Annotated in this window: 11 protein-coding genes and 1 pseudogene; 6 read left to right on the forward strand and 6 right to left on the reverse strand. The window is 41.8% G+C overall.

Going from position 1 to position 14,990, the window contains the following annotated elements:
* Positions 1–333: a DUF6883 domain-containing protein gene (locus tag CAL6303_RS18430; protein ID WP_015199333.1), complete on the reverse strand. Its 333-nt coding sequence runs from the start codon at positions 331–333 to the stop codon at positions 1–3.
* Between the two features lie 255 nt (positions 334–588).
* The gene (locus CAL6303_RS18435) at positions 589–1,338 is read right to left on the reverse strand and encodes a hypothetical protein (protein WP_015199334.1); all 750 of its coding nucleotides are present in this window, start codon (positions 1,336–1,338) and stop codon (positions 589–591) included.
* A gap of 133 nt (positions 1,339–1,471) precedes the next feature.
* Here CAL6303_RS18435 and CAL6303_RS18440 point away from each other — a divergent pair, with 133 nt between their 5' ends.
* Together CAL6303_RS18440 and ureC are read left to right on the forward strand one after the other, a co-directional pair.
* The gene (locus CAL6303_RS18440) at positions 1,472–1,699 is read left to right on the forward strand and encodes a hypothetical protein (RefSeq protein WP_015199335.1); all 228 of its coding nucleotides are present in this window, start codon (positions 1,472–1,474) and stop codon (positions 1,697–1,699) included.
* Positions 1,700–1,796: 97 nt separating this feature from the next.
* On the forward strand, positions 1,797–3,503 hold the full coding sequence (ureC, locus tag CAL6303_RS18445) for an urease subunit alpha (RefSeq protein ID WP_015199336.1): 1,707 nt from the start codon (positions 1,797–1,799) through the stop codon (positions 3,501–3,503).
* A gap of 122 nt (positions 3,504–3,625) precedes the next feature.
* Here the strand turns inward: ureC and CAL6303_RS31760 are convergent, their stop codons facing one another.
* Positions 3,626–3,784: a phage integrase N-terminal SAM-like domain-containing protein gene (locus CAL6303_RS31760; protein WP_415748906.1), complete on the reverse strand. Its 159-nt coding sequence runs from the start codon at positions 3,782–3,784 to the stop codon at positions 3,626–3,628.
* A 318-nt stretch (positions 3,785–4,102) separates the two neighbouring features.
* Here CAL6303_RS31760 and CAL6303_RS18450 point away from each other — a divergent pair, with 318 nt between their 5' ends.
* The 3 genes from CAL6303_RS18450 (at position 4,103) to CAL6303_RS18460 (ending at position 5,911) form a co-directional block, all read left to right on the forward strand.
* Positions 4,103–4,951, forward strand: coding sequence for a hypothetical protein (locus tag CAL6303_RS18450; RefSeq protein WP_015199337.1), 849 nt, complete (start codon positions 4,103–4,105; stop codon positions 4,949–4,951).
* 357 nt (positions 4,952–5,308) lie between these two features.
* A complete protein-coding gene (locus CAL6303_RS18455) occupies positions 5,309–5,536 on the forward strand; it encodes an antitoxin (RefSeq protein ID WP_015199338.1) in 228 nt (75 codons plus the stop codon).
* Positions 5,537–5,623: 87 nt separating this feature from the next.
* The gene (locus CAL6303_RS18460; RefSeq protein ID WP_238993715.1) at positions 5,624–5,911 is read left to right on the forward strand and encodes a type II toxin-antitoxin system VapC family toxin; all 288 of its coding nucleotides are present in this window, start codon (positions 5,624–5,626) and stop codon (positions 5,909–5,911) included.
* A gap of 60 nt (positions 5,912–5,971) precedes the next feature.
* Here the strand turns inward: CAL6303_RS18460 and CAL6303_RS18465 are convergent.
* A pseudogene (locus CAL6303_RS18465) lies at positions 5,972–6,199 on the reverse strand (hypothetical protein); the annotation flags it as partial.
* A gap of 242 nt (positions 6,200–6,441) precedes the next feature.
* Here CAL6303_RS18465 and CAL6303_RS18470 point away from each other — a divergent pair.
* Positions 6,442–7,977 carry a protein adenylyltransferase SelO family protein gene (locus CAL6303_RS18470; protein WP_238993716.1) on the forward strand — a complete coding sequence of 512 codons (1,536 nt, stop codon included), beginning with the start codon at positions 6,442–6,444 and terminating at the stop codon, positions 7,975–7,977.
* A gap of 249 nt (positions 7,978–8,226) precedes the next feature.
* Here CAL6303_RS18470 and CAL6303_RS18475 read toward each other — a convergent pair whose 3' ends face one another.
* Together CAL6303_RS18475 and CAL6303_RS18480 are read right to left on the reverse strand one after the other, a co-directional pair.
* Entirely contained in the window at positions 8,227–13,350 is a 5,124-nt protein-coding gene (locus CAL6303_RS18475; RefSeq protein WP_015199340.1) for an NACHT and WD repeat domain-containing protein, read from the reverse strand.
* Positions 13,351–13,548: 198 nt separating this feature from the next.
* The gene (locus tag CAL6303_RS18480; RefSeq protein WP_015199341.1) at positions 13,549–14,907 is read right to left on the reverse strand and encodes an ATP-binding protein; all 1,359 of its coding nucleotides are present in this window, start codon (positions 14,905–14,907) and stop codon (positions 13,549–13,551) included.
* Positions 14,908–14,990 lie beyond the last annotated feature (83 nt).

The raw sequence follows: 14,990 nt of genomic DNA on the forward strand, positions 1-14,990 counted from the left end.
TTAAAGGGGATAACAGGTTGTTAATCTGGGAATATTTAACTCAGGCTCAATAATCCAGCCTGTGCGAATGGTCGCATTTCTATTTTGCCATTCAAGCCGGAAATCGAGGGTGTAGCGTTGTCCAAATTCATCACATCGTCCCAATTTAGCTGCGTTTGTTTTGACAACTTCGAGAATAATTTGGCGTAACTCTTCGGCATTTTCAGCCGTCATACCTATGATTGATGAAAATAGTCTAGCTTTATGCTTCCCTTCGTCATGGTCTGGATTTAAACAGTAGTCTCGTAGTTTGCGAATATCAACGACTGCATTCTCGGCATTTGGAATCAGCATTATAGCAACTTCGTTCGTCTTGTTTAAGTTTACGTCAAATGCGATCGCATAAGAAATTCAACACAATGACAGCATTTTTGATTTGTGTACCTCATAAATCTAGAATCTGCTGTAATTACAGAGATTTTTCAATTGAAACCCTTATCCAGATTAGGAATAAGGTGTAAATATTTTTGATTGATTACTTAGCTTCCGTAGAAATCGCACAAGTTCAAAAACCTAAATTATCCAAAGCGTGATCGCATAATCTCATGACTAATTTAATTCATTAATAATTTGATTACCAGTATCTATTAATTTAGGAATAGTTTCTCTTAATTTCTGGATTTTCATAATATAAATCTTTTTGATGGCAACGAGTTCTAGATGTTCTGAAAGCGTAACATATTTATCAGCCCAAGCTGGTGGTTCTGCTCCAAACACAAGAACCCCACCTTGACGTTTTGGTTTCGATTCAATAGATAAAGCTTTTGATTTAAAAGTAAGTAATTTTTTACAAACCTCTTCGACATCATCCAACTGTTGATAAAAATATTGGATATGTTGTATTAATGTTTTATTACTCTGAGCTACAGATAAACGGGATCGCATATCTTGCCATACACCGCGATTTTGGCTAAAGCATGATTGCCATGTTTCGGATAAATACACTTCATTACCCAGATCGAGAAGCGTTTGAAGTAAATAACAGTCTTGCTGTATCTCTAAGTTTAGAAAATATCGGATAGATGCAGTTTCCTTGTCGTCTGTGCTGTCAAAAACATTTTCCGCACTTGCCTGTGTAGTAGGTTCATCAATATCGAGCGCGATCGCTTTCCAATCTAAGTTTAACTTCTGACAAATCCGTACAAACAAGTCACTTTTAATCGGCTTAAGGTAAAAAAACTTGCTGATCGGTTGACGAGTCACCCCTAATACATCAGCTAGCTGCTGCTGAGTTAAAGAAGTACTAATTAAAGCATTTTTTGCCACTTTTATTCTTTCTGGGGAAATTTGTAGCGACATATTCTAACAACAAACTTTTTACTAATTATACCAAAATCATACAAAACTCACACATTACAAAAGCCTAGCAATTACAACATTTGAGAGATTTTATAAGGGCAAAAGAAAATTATTACTTACTGGAGTACTTGTCGTGCTGGAAACACTAATTCCTCTATTACTCTACAAATCTGCTGAAATTATATTGGGACTGTTGCTAGAAAAAATCTGGACTTGGGTATTGAGTGATGCTCACTTTAAGCGCAATCGTAAATTATTGAAAATGAAGTTACTCGTTCTCTATCTAGATTGGATTTTGCTTAAAACCTCTCTCAAATCCATACCTGAGTATCCAAAAGACAGTAATGTCCAATCTATATAGCAGAAACCTTTTACTAATTCTCATCCATAATCAGCGTACCTTCGCGTTACCCTTTGCGTTTAAACTCAATTCTATCCTCCATTACTAAAAGTGCATTATGCCTTACAGAATGTCCCGTCGTGCTTACGCTGAGACTTATGGTCCCACTGTGGGAGATAGAGTTAGACTTGCAGACACCGAATTATTTATCGAAGTAGAACAGGATTTCACAACCTATGGTGATGAAGTCAAATTTGGTGGTGGTAAAGTCATCCGCGATGGGATGGGACAATCGCCGATTTCCAATGCTGATGGTGCGGTGGATGTGGTGATTACCAATGCTTTGATCCTCGATTGGTGGGGAATTGTCAAAGCTGATATTGGCATCAAAGATGGGAAAATACACAAAATTGGGAAAGCTGGAAATCCCTATATTCAAGACAATATAGATATTATTATTGGTCCGGGGACAGAAGCGATCGCATGTGAAGGAATGATCCTAACGGCTGGTGGTATAGATAGCCATATCCATTTTATTTGTCCCCAACAAATTGAAGTAGCGATCGCATCGGGAATTACAACCATGATTGGTGGGGGTACGGGTCCGGCGACTGGTACAAATGCTACAACTTGTACACCGGGTGTGTGGAATATGTACCGGATGCTGCAAGCTGCTGATGCTTTCCCGGTGAATTTGGGTTTTTTGGGTAAAGGTAACAGTAGTCAACCCCAGGGACTAATTGAACAAATTAATGCGGGGGCAATGGGGTTAAAGTTACATGAGGATTGGGGAACAACTCCAGCGACAATTGATACTTGTTTGACTGTTGCCGATGAGTTTGATGTGCAGGTGGCAATTCACACGGATACCCTGAATGAAGCGGGGTTTGTGGAAGAAACCATTGCCGCTTTCAAAAATCGCGTTATCCACACCTACCATACAGAGGGTGCAGGGGGAGGACATGCACCCGATATTATCAAAGTTTGCGGGGAACCAAATGTTTTACCCTCTTCTACTAATCCTACCCGTCCCTACACGGTGAATACCCTGGATGAACACCTGGATATGTTGATGGTATGTCACCACCTAGATGCGGATATTCCCGAAGATGTGGCTTTTGCTGAATCCCGGATTCGTCGAGAAACAATCGCTGCTGAGGATATTTTGCATGATTTAGGCGCTTTTAGTATGATTTCTTCCGATTCCCAAGCCATGGGAAGGGTGGGAGAGGTAATCATTCGCACTTGGCAAACTGGACATAAAATGAAGGTACAGCGGGGAAGCTTAACGGGGGATGGGCAAGCTGATAACCATCGGGCAAAAAGATACGTTGCTAAATATACAATAAATCCGGCAATTGCTCACGGTATTTCCCAGTATGTAGGTTCAGTGGAAGAAGGAAAACTGGCTGATTTATGTTTGTGGAAACCCGCTTTTTTTGGTGTGAAAGCAGAAATGGTAATTAAGGGGGGAATGATTGCCTGGTCACAAATGGGTGATGCCAACGCCAGTATTCCCACACCCCAACCTGTGCATATGCGTCCGATGTTTGGTAGCTTTTCAGGTGCTTGTCATGCGACTTCCTTGACATTTCTCTCCCAAGCTGCATTAGAAAGGGAAATACCGCAGCAACTGGGTTTGAAAAAAAGTGCGATCGCTGTTTCGGGAATTCGCAGTTTAACTAAGCGGGATATGAAGTTAAATGATGCTATGCCCCACATCGAAGTTGATGCCGAAACCTACGAAGTTCGGGCAGATGGTGAGTTACTAACCTGCGAACCTGCAACAATTTTACCAATGGCACAACGTTATTTCCTATTTTGATTCAGATACATTTAAGCTATTAAGCGCCTAATTTGTATATCTAAAGCGCACCACAAAGGCTATGATTTTTGAATTTATAGGATTTAGCTGGGTAGCAGCTTATTTACCAATATCTTCGCTTCTTAGTGCGATCGCACTAAGAAGCGATAAAAATCGGGTACGTCCCCAAGTATAAATCGGAAACCATGGAAAAATATATAGCGTCGAATCCAGCCAATATAACTTTTTTCTGTTTTGTATAAATAATATTTAAGCGGGATTGCATCTTGCACCTGTTCCATCAACTTTTTTGGGCGTTGTTCCACGGTAAAAATATCCTGAAAATTCTATTTAATGCCTTAATTCGGATGTTATGTGTAAAATTTCTGGATATCAGCGATAAATCTACTGAAAAGCTTGTACTTACATACAAAAAGATGATAGTCAGAAAAGTTCTTGATATTATGAGTAAATTGCCTGTAATGCTTTATTTTACTAGAACGCTTGGTATGATAGACGGAAACTTTCAGGTTAATAAATAGTTACGTAATTTCGGCTGTTTCCAGCAGCTACTTTTTATAAGCACTGCATTAAAGGATATAAGTGAGTATCAAATACTTATGGCTAGTGACCAAGATAAAATAGAGTCAATTATCTCGACTGGGAGTGAGATGGCAGGTGCTGCCACTGGTGGAGTTCTCGGTTTTTTCCTAGGTGGTCCTGCCGGTGCTGCTGCTGGAGGTGCTGTCGGTGTAGCAATATCAAAATCAACGTCGAAAGTTTTAACAGATGTTGCTAATCGATTGTTATCGCATAGAGAACAAGTTCGTATTGGTGCTGTAACAACGTTAGCAATTGAAAAAATTAAAGGAAAGTTAGATGTAGGAAAAAAACCACGCAATGATGGTTTTTTCCAGACTCGAAAAAATGCTTCACGCCCCGATGCTGAGGAAGTTTTTGAGGGAGTTTTGTTAAAGAGCAAAAATGAGCACGAAGAAAAGAAAGTCAAAATATTTGCGAATGTATTTGCAAGTATTGCTTTTGCTCCTGATGTGAAAGTTGGAGAAGCAAATCATATTTTGCAAACTATAGAGAATCTAACGTATCGTCAGATATGTCTTCTTTCACTTTTTCATCAGAAGCCTAAAATGCAAGATGTAGTCTTGCAAGAAGATGACTATAGTGAGTTTCAAGGTTTTATTCCTTATGAAACTATTTCCACTCTGCAAGAGATATATCAACTGTATAACTTAGGACTTGTAGGATGTAGACTTGTACCTTCAGGGGTTCAAGCTAGTCCAGCAGGTCATTTTAAAGCATTATTAGGTTGGGATAATGTAGAACCACAAAAGATGGAACTTACTTCCCTGGGAAAGAGATATTATGCACTTATGGATTTAGACGAGATCCCACACACGGATTTAGAGGAGGTTTTCATATCCCTCGCTAGTTTAGTTCCAAGGACATAAGAGACCTCCACAAAAAGAAGTGCCCAATGGTCATTGCGTTAAGCGAAGCCATGCCCGTAGGGCTTTATGTAGCAAAGCGAAATTAAGCAATGACAGCTTTTGGATCAATCATTCTGTGGATTTCTCTAACAATCTGCTTACACGCTGACTGTATAGACTTAGTCGGTTGAGTTTGACAGGTTGCTAGCGGTGGATGAAGCAGAACGTTATTTACCAATTCCTTCGCTGCTGAGTGCGATCGCACTCAGCAGCGATAAAAATCGGGTACGTCCCCAAGTATAAATCGGAAACCATGGAAAAATATATAGCGTTGAATCCAGCCAATATAACTATCAAAGTAAACTAGGGATCTTTACCATGAATACCGCTCAAATTAGCACCGATGGCACCCATCAAATTGTGATACTCCCCGAAGACTTCAAGATGGCGGGTACTGAGGTTTACATTAAAAAAGTTGGGAATGCGATCGTTTTGATTGCCAAAGATCATCCGTGGCAATCTCTGTTTGAAAGCTTAGAGCAGTTTTCTGATGATTTCATGACTACTAGAGATCAGCCTCCCCTGGACGTTCGAGAGGCGTTCTAGATGCAATACCTGCTTGACACCAACATTTGTATTTATTTGATTAAGCAAAAACCTCCCAAGGTATTGGCGCGATTCTAAACCCTCGCCTTGTCAGATATTGGTATTTCTTCCATCACCGTAGCGGAATTAGAATATGGCGTTTGCAAGAGCCAACAGCAAGAGAAAAATCGTAGTGCCTTGATGCAATTTTTAATCCCTTTAGAAATCGTTGAGTTTGATCAAGCTGCTGCAACCCTTTATGGCGCAATTAGAAGCGATCTGGAAAGTAGAGGACTTGTGATCGGGGCAATGGACATGCTGATTGCTGCCCATGCCTTGAGCCTTGGTGTCACGCTGATGTGCGAGAGTTTTCACGCATTGCCAGTCTATCTCTAGAAAACTGGGCGGAATAAAGACGGTCGGTTACGATACAAAGGTTAATAGCCGCAGATGAACTCAATCGTTATTTTCCAATATCTTCACAGAGAGTGCGAACTGACTAGTCAGCGCTTCGCTATCGCGTGAATCAACGTTACGGTTATTTTGGAGGTAATCGTTTGCCCAACTGCAACCGCGTTTGAGTAAGTCTTTAAAGTCTAGATTCCAAAGAATGATGGTGTTGTCGTCGCTAGCTGAGGCTAAATTTTCTCCATCAGGGCTAAAACTCTCGCTGAAAACTGGTGCAGCTATTATGTTAGCCTCTAGAAGGTTCTCAATTAAAACATGAATCTTTCCCAACAATACGGGCGCTAGCAACAATGTCATATTCATCTAAACCATCTGCCGAGTCTTGCGTAACGACCTTCGATGAGTTTGTGCAATTGGCAGACTATTCTCTGATGAACACTTTAAATCCCGATCCTGATGCCACGATCGATGGTGATGATCGCCGTCCCCGTCAGGTTTTTTCTGGTCATTTCGTACCTGTGACACCCACGCCGCTTGCAGAACCAGAATACGTAACCCATAGCAGCACTTTTTTTAAGGAACTTGGGTTGAGCGATGAGTTGGCGTTTAATGAAAAATTTCGCCATCTATTTTCTGGTGACATTTCTGTAGCGCATGAGCCTATGCGTTCGTTTGGCTGGGCAACTGGTTATGCACTGTCGATTTATGGCACCGAATATACCCAACAATGTCCATTCGGGACTGGCAATGGTTATGGCGATGGTCGGGCAATCTCTGTGTTTGAAGGAATCATCAATGAACAGCGCTGGGAAATGCAATTGAAAGGTGGTGGACCAACGCCTTATTGCCGTGGTGCCGACGGGCGCGCAGTGCTCCGTTCAAGTGTGCGTGAGTTTCTAGCGCAAGAATATATGCAGGCTTTAGGTGTTCCAACATCGCGCTCTTTGACACTGTATGTTTCTAAATCTGACACCGTTACCCGACCTTGGTATTCTCAAGACTCCCACTCCATCGACCCTGATGTTTTGGTGGACAATCCTGTGGCTATTTCAACTCGCGTTGCACCATCCTTTTTGCGGATTGGTCAGCTAGAGCTATTTGCCCGCCGTGTTCGCAGCAACGCTCATCCAAGAGCATTAGAAGAGTTGAGCATGATAGTGTCGCATTTAATTGAGCGAGAATATAAAAGCGACATTGATCAAAATCTTAGTTTTGCAGATCAATTGGTTGAATTAGCGAAGTTATTTCGCCAGCGTCTGACTTCACTGGTGGCTAATTGGCTACGGATTGGTTACTGCCAGGGTAATTTTAATAGTGACAACTGTGCTGCGGGTGGCTTTACTCTCGACTATGGACCATTTGGATTTTGTGAAATTTTTGACCGTTGGTTTCAACCTTGGACTGGTGGTGGCAAACACTTTTCATTCTTCAATCAGCCGATCGCAGCAGAGGCAAATTATCATATGTTTTGGCAATCTGTGAGACCGCTGCTTGCAGAAGATGCCGAAGCTTTAGAACATTTTGACCAAGTACGCCATGGCTTTGCAGAAGCAATGCAAAAACAAATCCAAAAAATGTGGGCGGACAAACTTGGTTTGCCTGAATTTAACCCAACGCTATTTCAGGAATTAATGCAGTTAATGTCCCAGTCAGAGGTAGATTACACCATCTTCTTCCGAGAGTTATCCCATATACCAGACGATGTTTCAGCATTGAAAAAGAGCTTCTACGTTAAAACTTCGCCCCAACTCGATGAACAATGGCAATTTTGGCTAAAAAGCTGGCGTAACCTCGTCATTAAGGACGGCAATTTGGCTGAGATATCAACAAATATGAAACAGACTAACCCAAAATACGCATGGCGAGAGTGGTTGGTTGTCCCTGCCTATCAACAAGCCATGCAGGGCAACTACACGTTAATTAAAGAGTTGCAAGAAATACTGAGCTATCCATATGATGAGCAATCACAAGGAGTAGAAGATAAATACTATCGCCTAAAACCCAAGGCGTTTTCTAGCGTTGGTGGCGTATCGCACTATAGCTGTTCATCTTGATGACGACGCGACCTGAATCGCTTGGGTATTGTCAACTTAACTGATTATGTTCAAAATTAAGTACAGAAATCCGATATAAAAATGCTAACAAACGCTAACATTTTCTTCCTGCTTCACCCTGGAAGTGTCGGCACTATCCAGTCCACACTCCCCGCAACGACAATTTTCAACACCCACCTACTTACCTGCTGCGGAATAAAGACGGTCGGTTACGATACAAAGGTTAATAGCCGCCGCTGAACTCAATCGTTATTTTCCAATATCTTCACAGAGAGTGCGATCGCGTGAATCAACGTTACGGTTATTTTGGAGGTAATCATTTGCCCAACTGCAACCGCGTTTGAGTAAGTCTTTAAAATCTAGATTCCAAAGAATGATGGTGTTATCATCGCTGGCTGATGCTAATGTTTGTCCATCAGGGCTGAAACTGGCGCTGAGAACTGGTGCAGTGTGTCCGTTGAGGGTTTTAATTAATTTACCTTCTCGACTCCACAGTTTGACTGTACTATCCCAACTAGCAGCAGCAATAATTTCCCCGTTGGGACTAAAACTAACGGCACTGACGCTATCACTGTACCCCTTGAGTAAGGTTTTTAAGACTTTGCCATCCCAGTTCCATAGACGCACTGTGTTGTCCCAGCTAGCGGAGGCTATGACTTGATCTTTGGGGCTGAAGCTGACTCCCAACACCCAACTTTCGTGGGGGGTAAAAGTTTTGACGAGAGTACCATCACGTCGCCACAATTTGACGGTTTTGTCATCGCTACCGGAAGCGAACATTTCCCCTTTGGGACTAAAGTTGACGCTATTTACCCAACCTTGATGTCCCGTGAGGGTTTTGATTAGTTCCCCTTCACGGTTCCACATTTTGATGGTTTTGTCTTTACTGGCAGATATTAATAGTTGTCCATCTGGGCTAAAACTGACACCCATAATACTGTCAGTATGTCCACTGAGGGTTTTGAGCAAAGAGCCGTCACGCCGCCACAATTTGATGGTTTTGTCGTAACTGGCTGATGCCAAGATTTTACCCATCGGGTCAAAAGCGACACTTGATACAAGGGCATTATGCCCAATTAAAGTCCGATAGAGTTTAGCTTCGGGGACATTGGTGCTGTTGTCCCGCTGCCACAGCTTAATGGAGTGATCGCGGCTACCGGATGCCAGCATTTTACCATCAGGACTCCAGCTTACACTGAGAACGCGATCGCTATGTCCTTCAAGTACAGGTAATTTGGGTGCTTCTAAACTCCAAATTTTGATACTTTTGTCGTAACTTGAGGATACTAGGGTTTTATCGTCGGGGCTAAAGGCAATACTGGCAACAGCATCATTATGTCCTTTAAAGGATTGTTCCAAATTGCCATCACTGGAATTCCAAATGTGAATCATGTTGTCTGCACCAGCTGATGCTAGTTGTTCACCTGTGGAGTTAAATGTCAGACTCCAAATCACTTTTTGGTGTTGTTTTAAAGTTCGCACCAGGATAAAGCTGGAGTTTTGAGTACTTTTGCGTCGCCAAATTTTAATGGTTTGATCTCGACTGGCGGATGCTAAGGTTTTGCCATCAGGACTAAAGGCAACATAGGTGACACCATCGGTATGTCCAGTTAAGGTTGTCACCAAACTACCATCACGTCGCCAAATTTTGACAGTTTTATCTTCACCTGCTGAGGCAACAAATCGCCCATCATGGTTAAAGGTGGCATAGTTCACCCAGGCATTATGACCCCGCAGAATTTGCATTAACTTCCCATCACTGTTCCACAGTTTGACGGTTTTATCTTTACTGCTGGATGCCAACATTTGTCCATCGGGACTGTAGTTAACACTGAAAATCCCGTCACTATGTCCATCCAAAGTATGGGTTGGTTCTGTTTCAAATTCTCCGGTGGTGGGGTTGCGCTGCCAAATTTTGATGGTGCGATCTAAGCTAGAGGTGGCAAGCTTTTGACTATCTGGGCTAAAACTCAAGTTAGTAATGGCATCATCATGGGCGTTAATGGTTTGGAGGAGTTCACCATTTTGTCGCCAAATTTTGATAGTTTTATCGTTGCTACCAGATGCCAGGAGTTGCCCATCTGGACTAAATACAGTACTCCAAACAACATCTGTGTGTCCCTCCAGGCGATTTAACTCTTTTACCCCATACACAGCCTGCTGGAGGGCGGCAACTACTCGAATTTTGGTATCTGGTTGAACTTCGTTGGTATATTTTAATCGTCGCCAAGCCCGTAAGCTTTCAACGAGGGCATCAAATTCCTTATTGGAAGCGAATAGAGCCTCACTTGCCGCACTAATGGCGCTGATTTTTAAGTTATTTTCGCTACTTTCTGCCCGCCGAGTTTGCCGCACTGCCGAACGCTTTTGCATATCAGCTTGCCACCACAGCCCGCCAATTGTGGCTGTCATCATCGCCAAAACTGTACCAGCTATGCGGGCTTCCCTGAGACGACGTTGCAGCATGACATTTAGTTGTTCTTGGCTAAGTTTTTGGGCTACTTCAGCGCGGGTTTTTTCAAAGCGAACTTTTTCTAGTTCGGCAACAATACCGTAATTGTTTCTTTGGCGAATTGGTTCCACTAAATAGTCATGTACCAGCTGATAGCGATCGCCATTTTCATCCCGCAGCCTAATTACCAAGCCGCTACCCACTAGAATATCTAAAATTAGTTCCCAAATCGACTCAAAGTTATCATGAGTTCCACCATTTTGGGCAATATTTTTGGTTAAGGCAACGGCTAACTCCACCTTGGTACGTAGAGGACGTGTACCTTTTTCGTCGGTGAGTTCAAATAATAGTTTCCAGCTAATTTGCTCGTTTTCCCGTCCACAATCCTTAATTACTTCCTCTAACCATCGCTCAACTAGCTTCTCGGAACCACCAGATTCGGTATACTCATCTAAAGTGGTGATTTTTTCAGCTTGGAGTTGGGCACCAACAATTTGTAATTCAATGGGGTGAACCTCCTCAACTTCCCCAGCCAAATCCTGCACCAACTGATTGATTAAATCATTGCTGAGTTCATAGTGCGATCGCTCTGTCAAAATATCAATTACACCGATGGCATCGTGAACGGAAAATTTCCCTAAGTAGTAACGGATATCTTTGTCAAGGATATTTTTATTAATAACGCCTAAATCGTAGCTATGTTGGTTGTTTTCGCTGCTAAGACGTTCAAATTCCAACAAATAATGTAAATAATCTTCCCGCAAGGAAAAAATCACCTTGACAAAGGGAATATTCAAGCAATCACTGACAAAGCGATAAAAATCAATCCGCTGTGCTTGATCTTGGATAGCAAAGAAAAATTCTTCTAATTGATCAAATATGAGAATTACAGTGTAATTGTGATCAGCTAAAGCACGTAATTTATCGATTAAAACCGTGGTTGTATACTTCACCGACACTGGCAAATCGGCTTGTGCTAAAGCCTGATTACAACTACGTCCTAAAATCAAAATCCACTCACTATAGGTAGATAATACCAACGTCAGGGCAATGCGATCGCCGATGACTTTATCATTAAGTGCAGGTACCAAACCAGCTTTAAGAATCGAACTTTTCCCAACTCCAGAAGGTCCATGAACAATGGTTAACTTACAATCAGCACGGGAAATCCTTTCAATCAGCCGATTCACATCTTTTGATCTGCCGGAAGCGGCAATTTCTTGTGCCACTTCCTCCGGAATGTAGGGAAACTTTGATGTTCCTCCTAACGGATTCCCTTGATAACGTTGGGTATAACGCAGCGGTTGCAGTTGACTTGCCCCAATAAAAGCCCGAAAACCATATTGATGCTCAATTTGAATCTGTTCTTGCTTCAAATTAAAAGCTTCACCGTAATCATGCCGCTCGAAAAAATAAAGCGATCGCAATTCCTCTACAATCTCTAAATACAGTGATGGTTCATATTGAAGCTCACAAACAACCTTTGCCCATTCCAAATTACTAATTGCCTCTTCCCATTCCCCTAAGTGACGTTGCGCCCTACCTAGCAATAACAGATACCAGCTTTCCTGCTGACGTGATACCCCTGTGGCTGTTTCGGCGATGGAATGGGCAGTACTGGCGAATTCATGTGCCTGTATCCAATTAGATTTGGACTCAGCAACGGTAGTTAAAAATCCATAATCTTGGGCTACCTGAGCTTTTGTTCCATATTTTTCATGAACTTCTAAAGCCTTCTGCGCCATTTCTTCCAAGTCTTCCCAAGCTTGCAAACGTTGCAGCATTTCACATGTAGGAACAATAAACTTAGCTAGCAAATCTGGACGATTGGCAGCTTCTAAAATTCCCAAACAACGTTGAAACCAAAACAATCCCTCTTGCCAGTAGCTACGATTCAAAGCTGGACGCAACTCTGCCATACGTCGGTAACACATTCCCAAATGGAATAAAACCAGCATTTGCCGCAACAGAGGTTTAACTATAGTAGGTTCGGAAACCGTTGCTAAGGAATTCGGAGTTAAAGAAGTGGGGGGATAACTCAGATTCGCCGTTGATAGTGCTTCTAATTCTGCATATTCAAAATTTTGAACAAAATCTTGAATCTGTTTTCCTTCTGTAACCTCACCATTGCCTAATTCTTCTTGGCACAAAGCCAAACTACGTTGATAGTGTGCTAATGCTTCCTCAATATCGTCATTAGCATAAGCATCACGCCCTAAAACAAATTCTAAACTTGCTTCCAAATCCGATTCCAGTTGAACATTATACAGACGGAGTAAATCACTGCGGGCGGCTTCAATTTCACAGCGGTGTTGTGACTTGGGGTCTAATTCCAAAGCCGCATTGGAAATAAAATATTCTGCCCCACTATCTAAAACCTTATTAAATAGAGTTTCTGTTTCCTTGCGAATTAAATCAAGCAAATCATCTTTCGGCATTTCAAATTTAATTGTGGTTGCTGCCCAACTTTTAAAATCAGGTGCTAGCCGCGATAACAAAGTGGCAATTTCATCCTTTAACCACAACACCACAGGAAATCCAAAAGTATCAGCGTAGATATCTCGCCCCTGATTGAGTCCAGTCAGTAAATCTTCAATGGCAATTACCGATTCTAAGCCAAATACCATCAGTGCCGAAGGTGAAGAATCACTTTTGACAGCTGGGATATCCAAATATAGTTCTGAAACAATAGTGTTGTGTAAATTTGTGGTGGTGTTAGGTAATAACTCTACCTCCCGCAAATTAATATCTTTAGTTAAGGTGCGAAGATGATCTACAACCTGTTGACGTAGATAACCGTAGTTACACCGAACTAGAATCAGTGAAAACTGACCCTTAGAGAGAGCAACCGCCCGAATCAAACGCTGTAATGAGCGTTGGTTTGCAGTAGCGATCGCAGTCGTAAATTGCCACTCTGTCATAACTCAAAACCAGTCTAGAAAATAACAATAGCAGCGAAGTAAAGATGAACGGAACAAACGAAACTAGATTTTGGCATTGTCAAGTCCTAATGAATACTGTATAAATACTGATACTTTTGCCGTACACTCATTAGCATGTAAATTAACACTGTATAAATACTGAATAACTGGGAATTATCATTTCCCAGTTCTCGTTAATTACTCGAAACTCTTGATTCTGACTTCTAAATTCTGCCGCTGCCAAGTCAGAACTTTCTCGCTTTCTGCCAAAGTCGGACTAATCCCAAACCATCTTCCTGTGGGATCCCGATATTCAAACAAATATAGACTGCGAAGCAAACGCTGATAGTCAGATTCACCTTTGAGGCTTTGTTTTTCCAGAACTTCGTACAACAATTCCCATTCTTCTTCCTTAATTGCCAGTAATAAATCATCCCGGTAATCCTTAATTACCGATTCCAGGCAATCTGCGGAAAATGGCGGATCTTGTCTTTGTAAGCAACTATAAAGTACTCCCAGTAAATGCCGAATATGTCCACCACTAACTCGACATAAACGATCTAGTGTTTCTACCTCATTAAATAACTCTGAAATCATCCCCAATCGTTGATTAAAGCCCACTTCCGGAAAAGCCCTAGCTAAAACTAATTGTCTCAATAACGACATCCCCGGCTCATTATCACTACCATCCCGTTGCCGCACCAACACCATCGGTAAAACCTTGGGTGCAATACCTCCCCCCAAACGATTCTTCAGGGTTTCATATTCATTGGAAAAAATTAACGCCAAGGGAATTGTATAAACAACGTGGCATTTGAGACGACGCAACTGTTCTCCACGATCAATAAATAAATATTCAGTTTGGGGTCTTCCTGATGGCATAGGACGTGTATCCACACGATCCAAATTATCGACAATCACCACCAAACCCTTATAACCACGGGCTTTTAGTTGTTCGTTTGCCCGATCCAACAGCTCTTCATTTATCGCTTGCAAAATACTATTTGTGCGAGGTTCCAAATATTGCCGCAATTGTGTTCTCAACTGTGGGCTATCCTTAGTTCTCGCGCTGATTTTGGCAATTCCCAAAGAAAACTCAGCTTCACCGGTAAATTCAATGGGCGTATGTAAAAAGTCGCCAATTTCCTTAAATAAGCTACCAAAATAGCCCGGTTTTGTCTTGATTCCCACTGTTTCTAAACTTGTTGCAACTTGCCGTGCCACACTCAGCAGAATATCACTCACATCAATATCCGCCATATCCAAGTCTTGACTCGACTCAAAATAAACTACATGGAAACCTGATATTTCCAGTTCGGCTTTGAGTCTTTGTAACTCCGTAGATTTACCACAACCAATATGACCTGTGAATAACTGACAAGTTGGATCATCTGGCGAAATGCGGACGATTGTTCGCTGCAATTCCTCAACAATTTTACACCCACGAACATCTGCAAAATCAATATAGTACTGCCGATCTATAGGGTCGCCCATAACCAATGTTTTACTTGGGTTACAGGCTTTAAAAAAACGTGATAAGTTCAGAGATGTTTTCATGTAGATGCTAGATAGTTGGTATTTTTATATACTTTATTTTCACTTTGACTGACTAAAACCCAGTAGAGAGAAGATAGATTAAC

The organism is Calothrix sp. PCC 6303, assembly GCF_000317435.1.
GTDB lineage: Bacteria > Cyanobacteriota > Cyanobacteriia > Cyanobacteriales > Nostocaceae > PCC-6303.

Bases quoted from the DNA above. Each gene is read 5' to 3' on its own strand.
- CAL6303_RS18475 (WP_015199340.1), bottom strand. From the start codon at position 13,350: ATGACAGAGTGGCAATTTACGACTGCGATCGCTACTGCAAACCAACGC.
- CAL6303_RS18480 (WP_015199341.1), bottom strand. From the start codon at position 14,907: ATGAAAACATCTCTGAACTTATCACGTTTTTTTAAAGCCTGTAACCCA.
- ureC (WP_015199336.1), top strand. From the start codon at position 1,797: ATGCCTTACAGAATGTCCCGTCGTGCTTACGCTGAGACTTATGGTCCC.
- CAL6303_RS31760 (WP_415748906.1), bottom strand. From the start codon at position 3,784: ATGGAACAGGTGCAAGATGCAATCCCGCTTAAATATTATTTATACAAA.
- CAL6303_RS18455 (WP_015199338.1), top strand. From the start codon at position 5,309: ATGAATACCGCTCAAATTAGCACCGATGGCACCCATCAAATTGTGATA.
- CAL6303_RS18435 (WP_015199334.1), bottom strand. From the start codon at position 1,338: ATGTCGCTACAAATTTCCCCAGAAAGAATAAAAGTGGCAAAAAATGCT.
- CAL6303_RS18450 (WP_015199337.1), top strand. From the start codon at position 4,103: ATGGCTAGTGACCAAGATAAAATAGAGTCAATTATCTCGACTGGGAGT.
- CAL6303_RS18430 (WP_015199333.1), bottom strand. From the start codon at position 333: ATGCTGATTCCAAATGCCGAGAATGCAGTCGTTGATATTCGCAAACTA.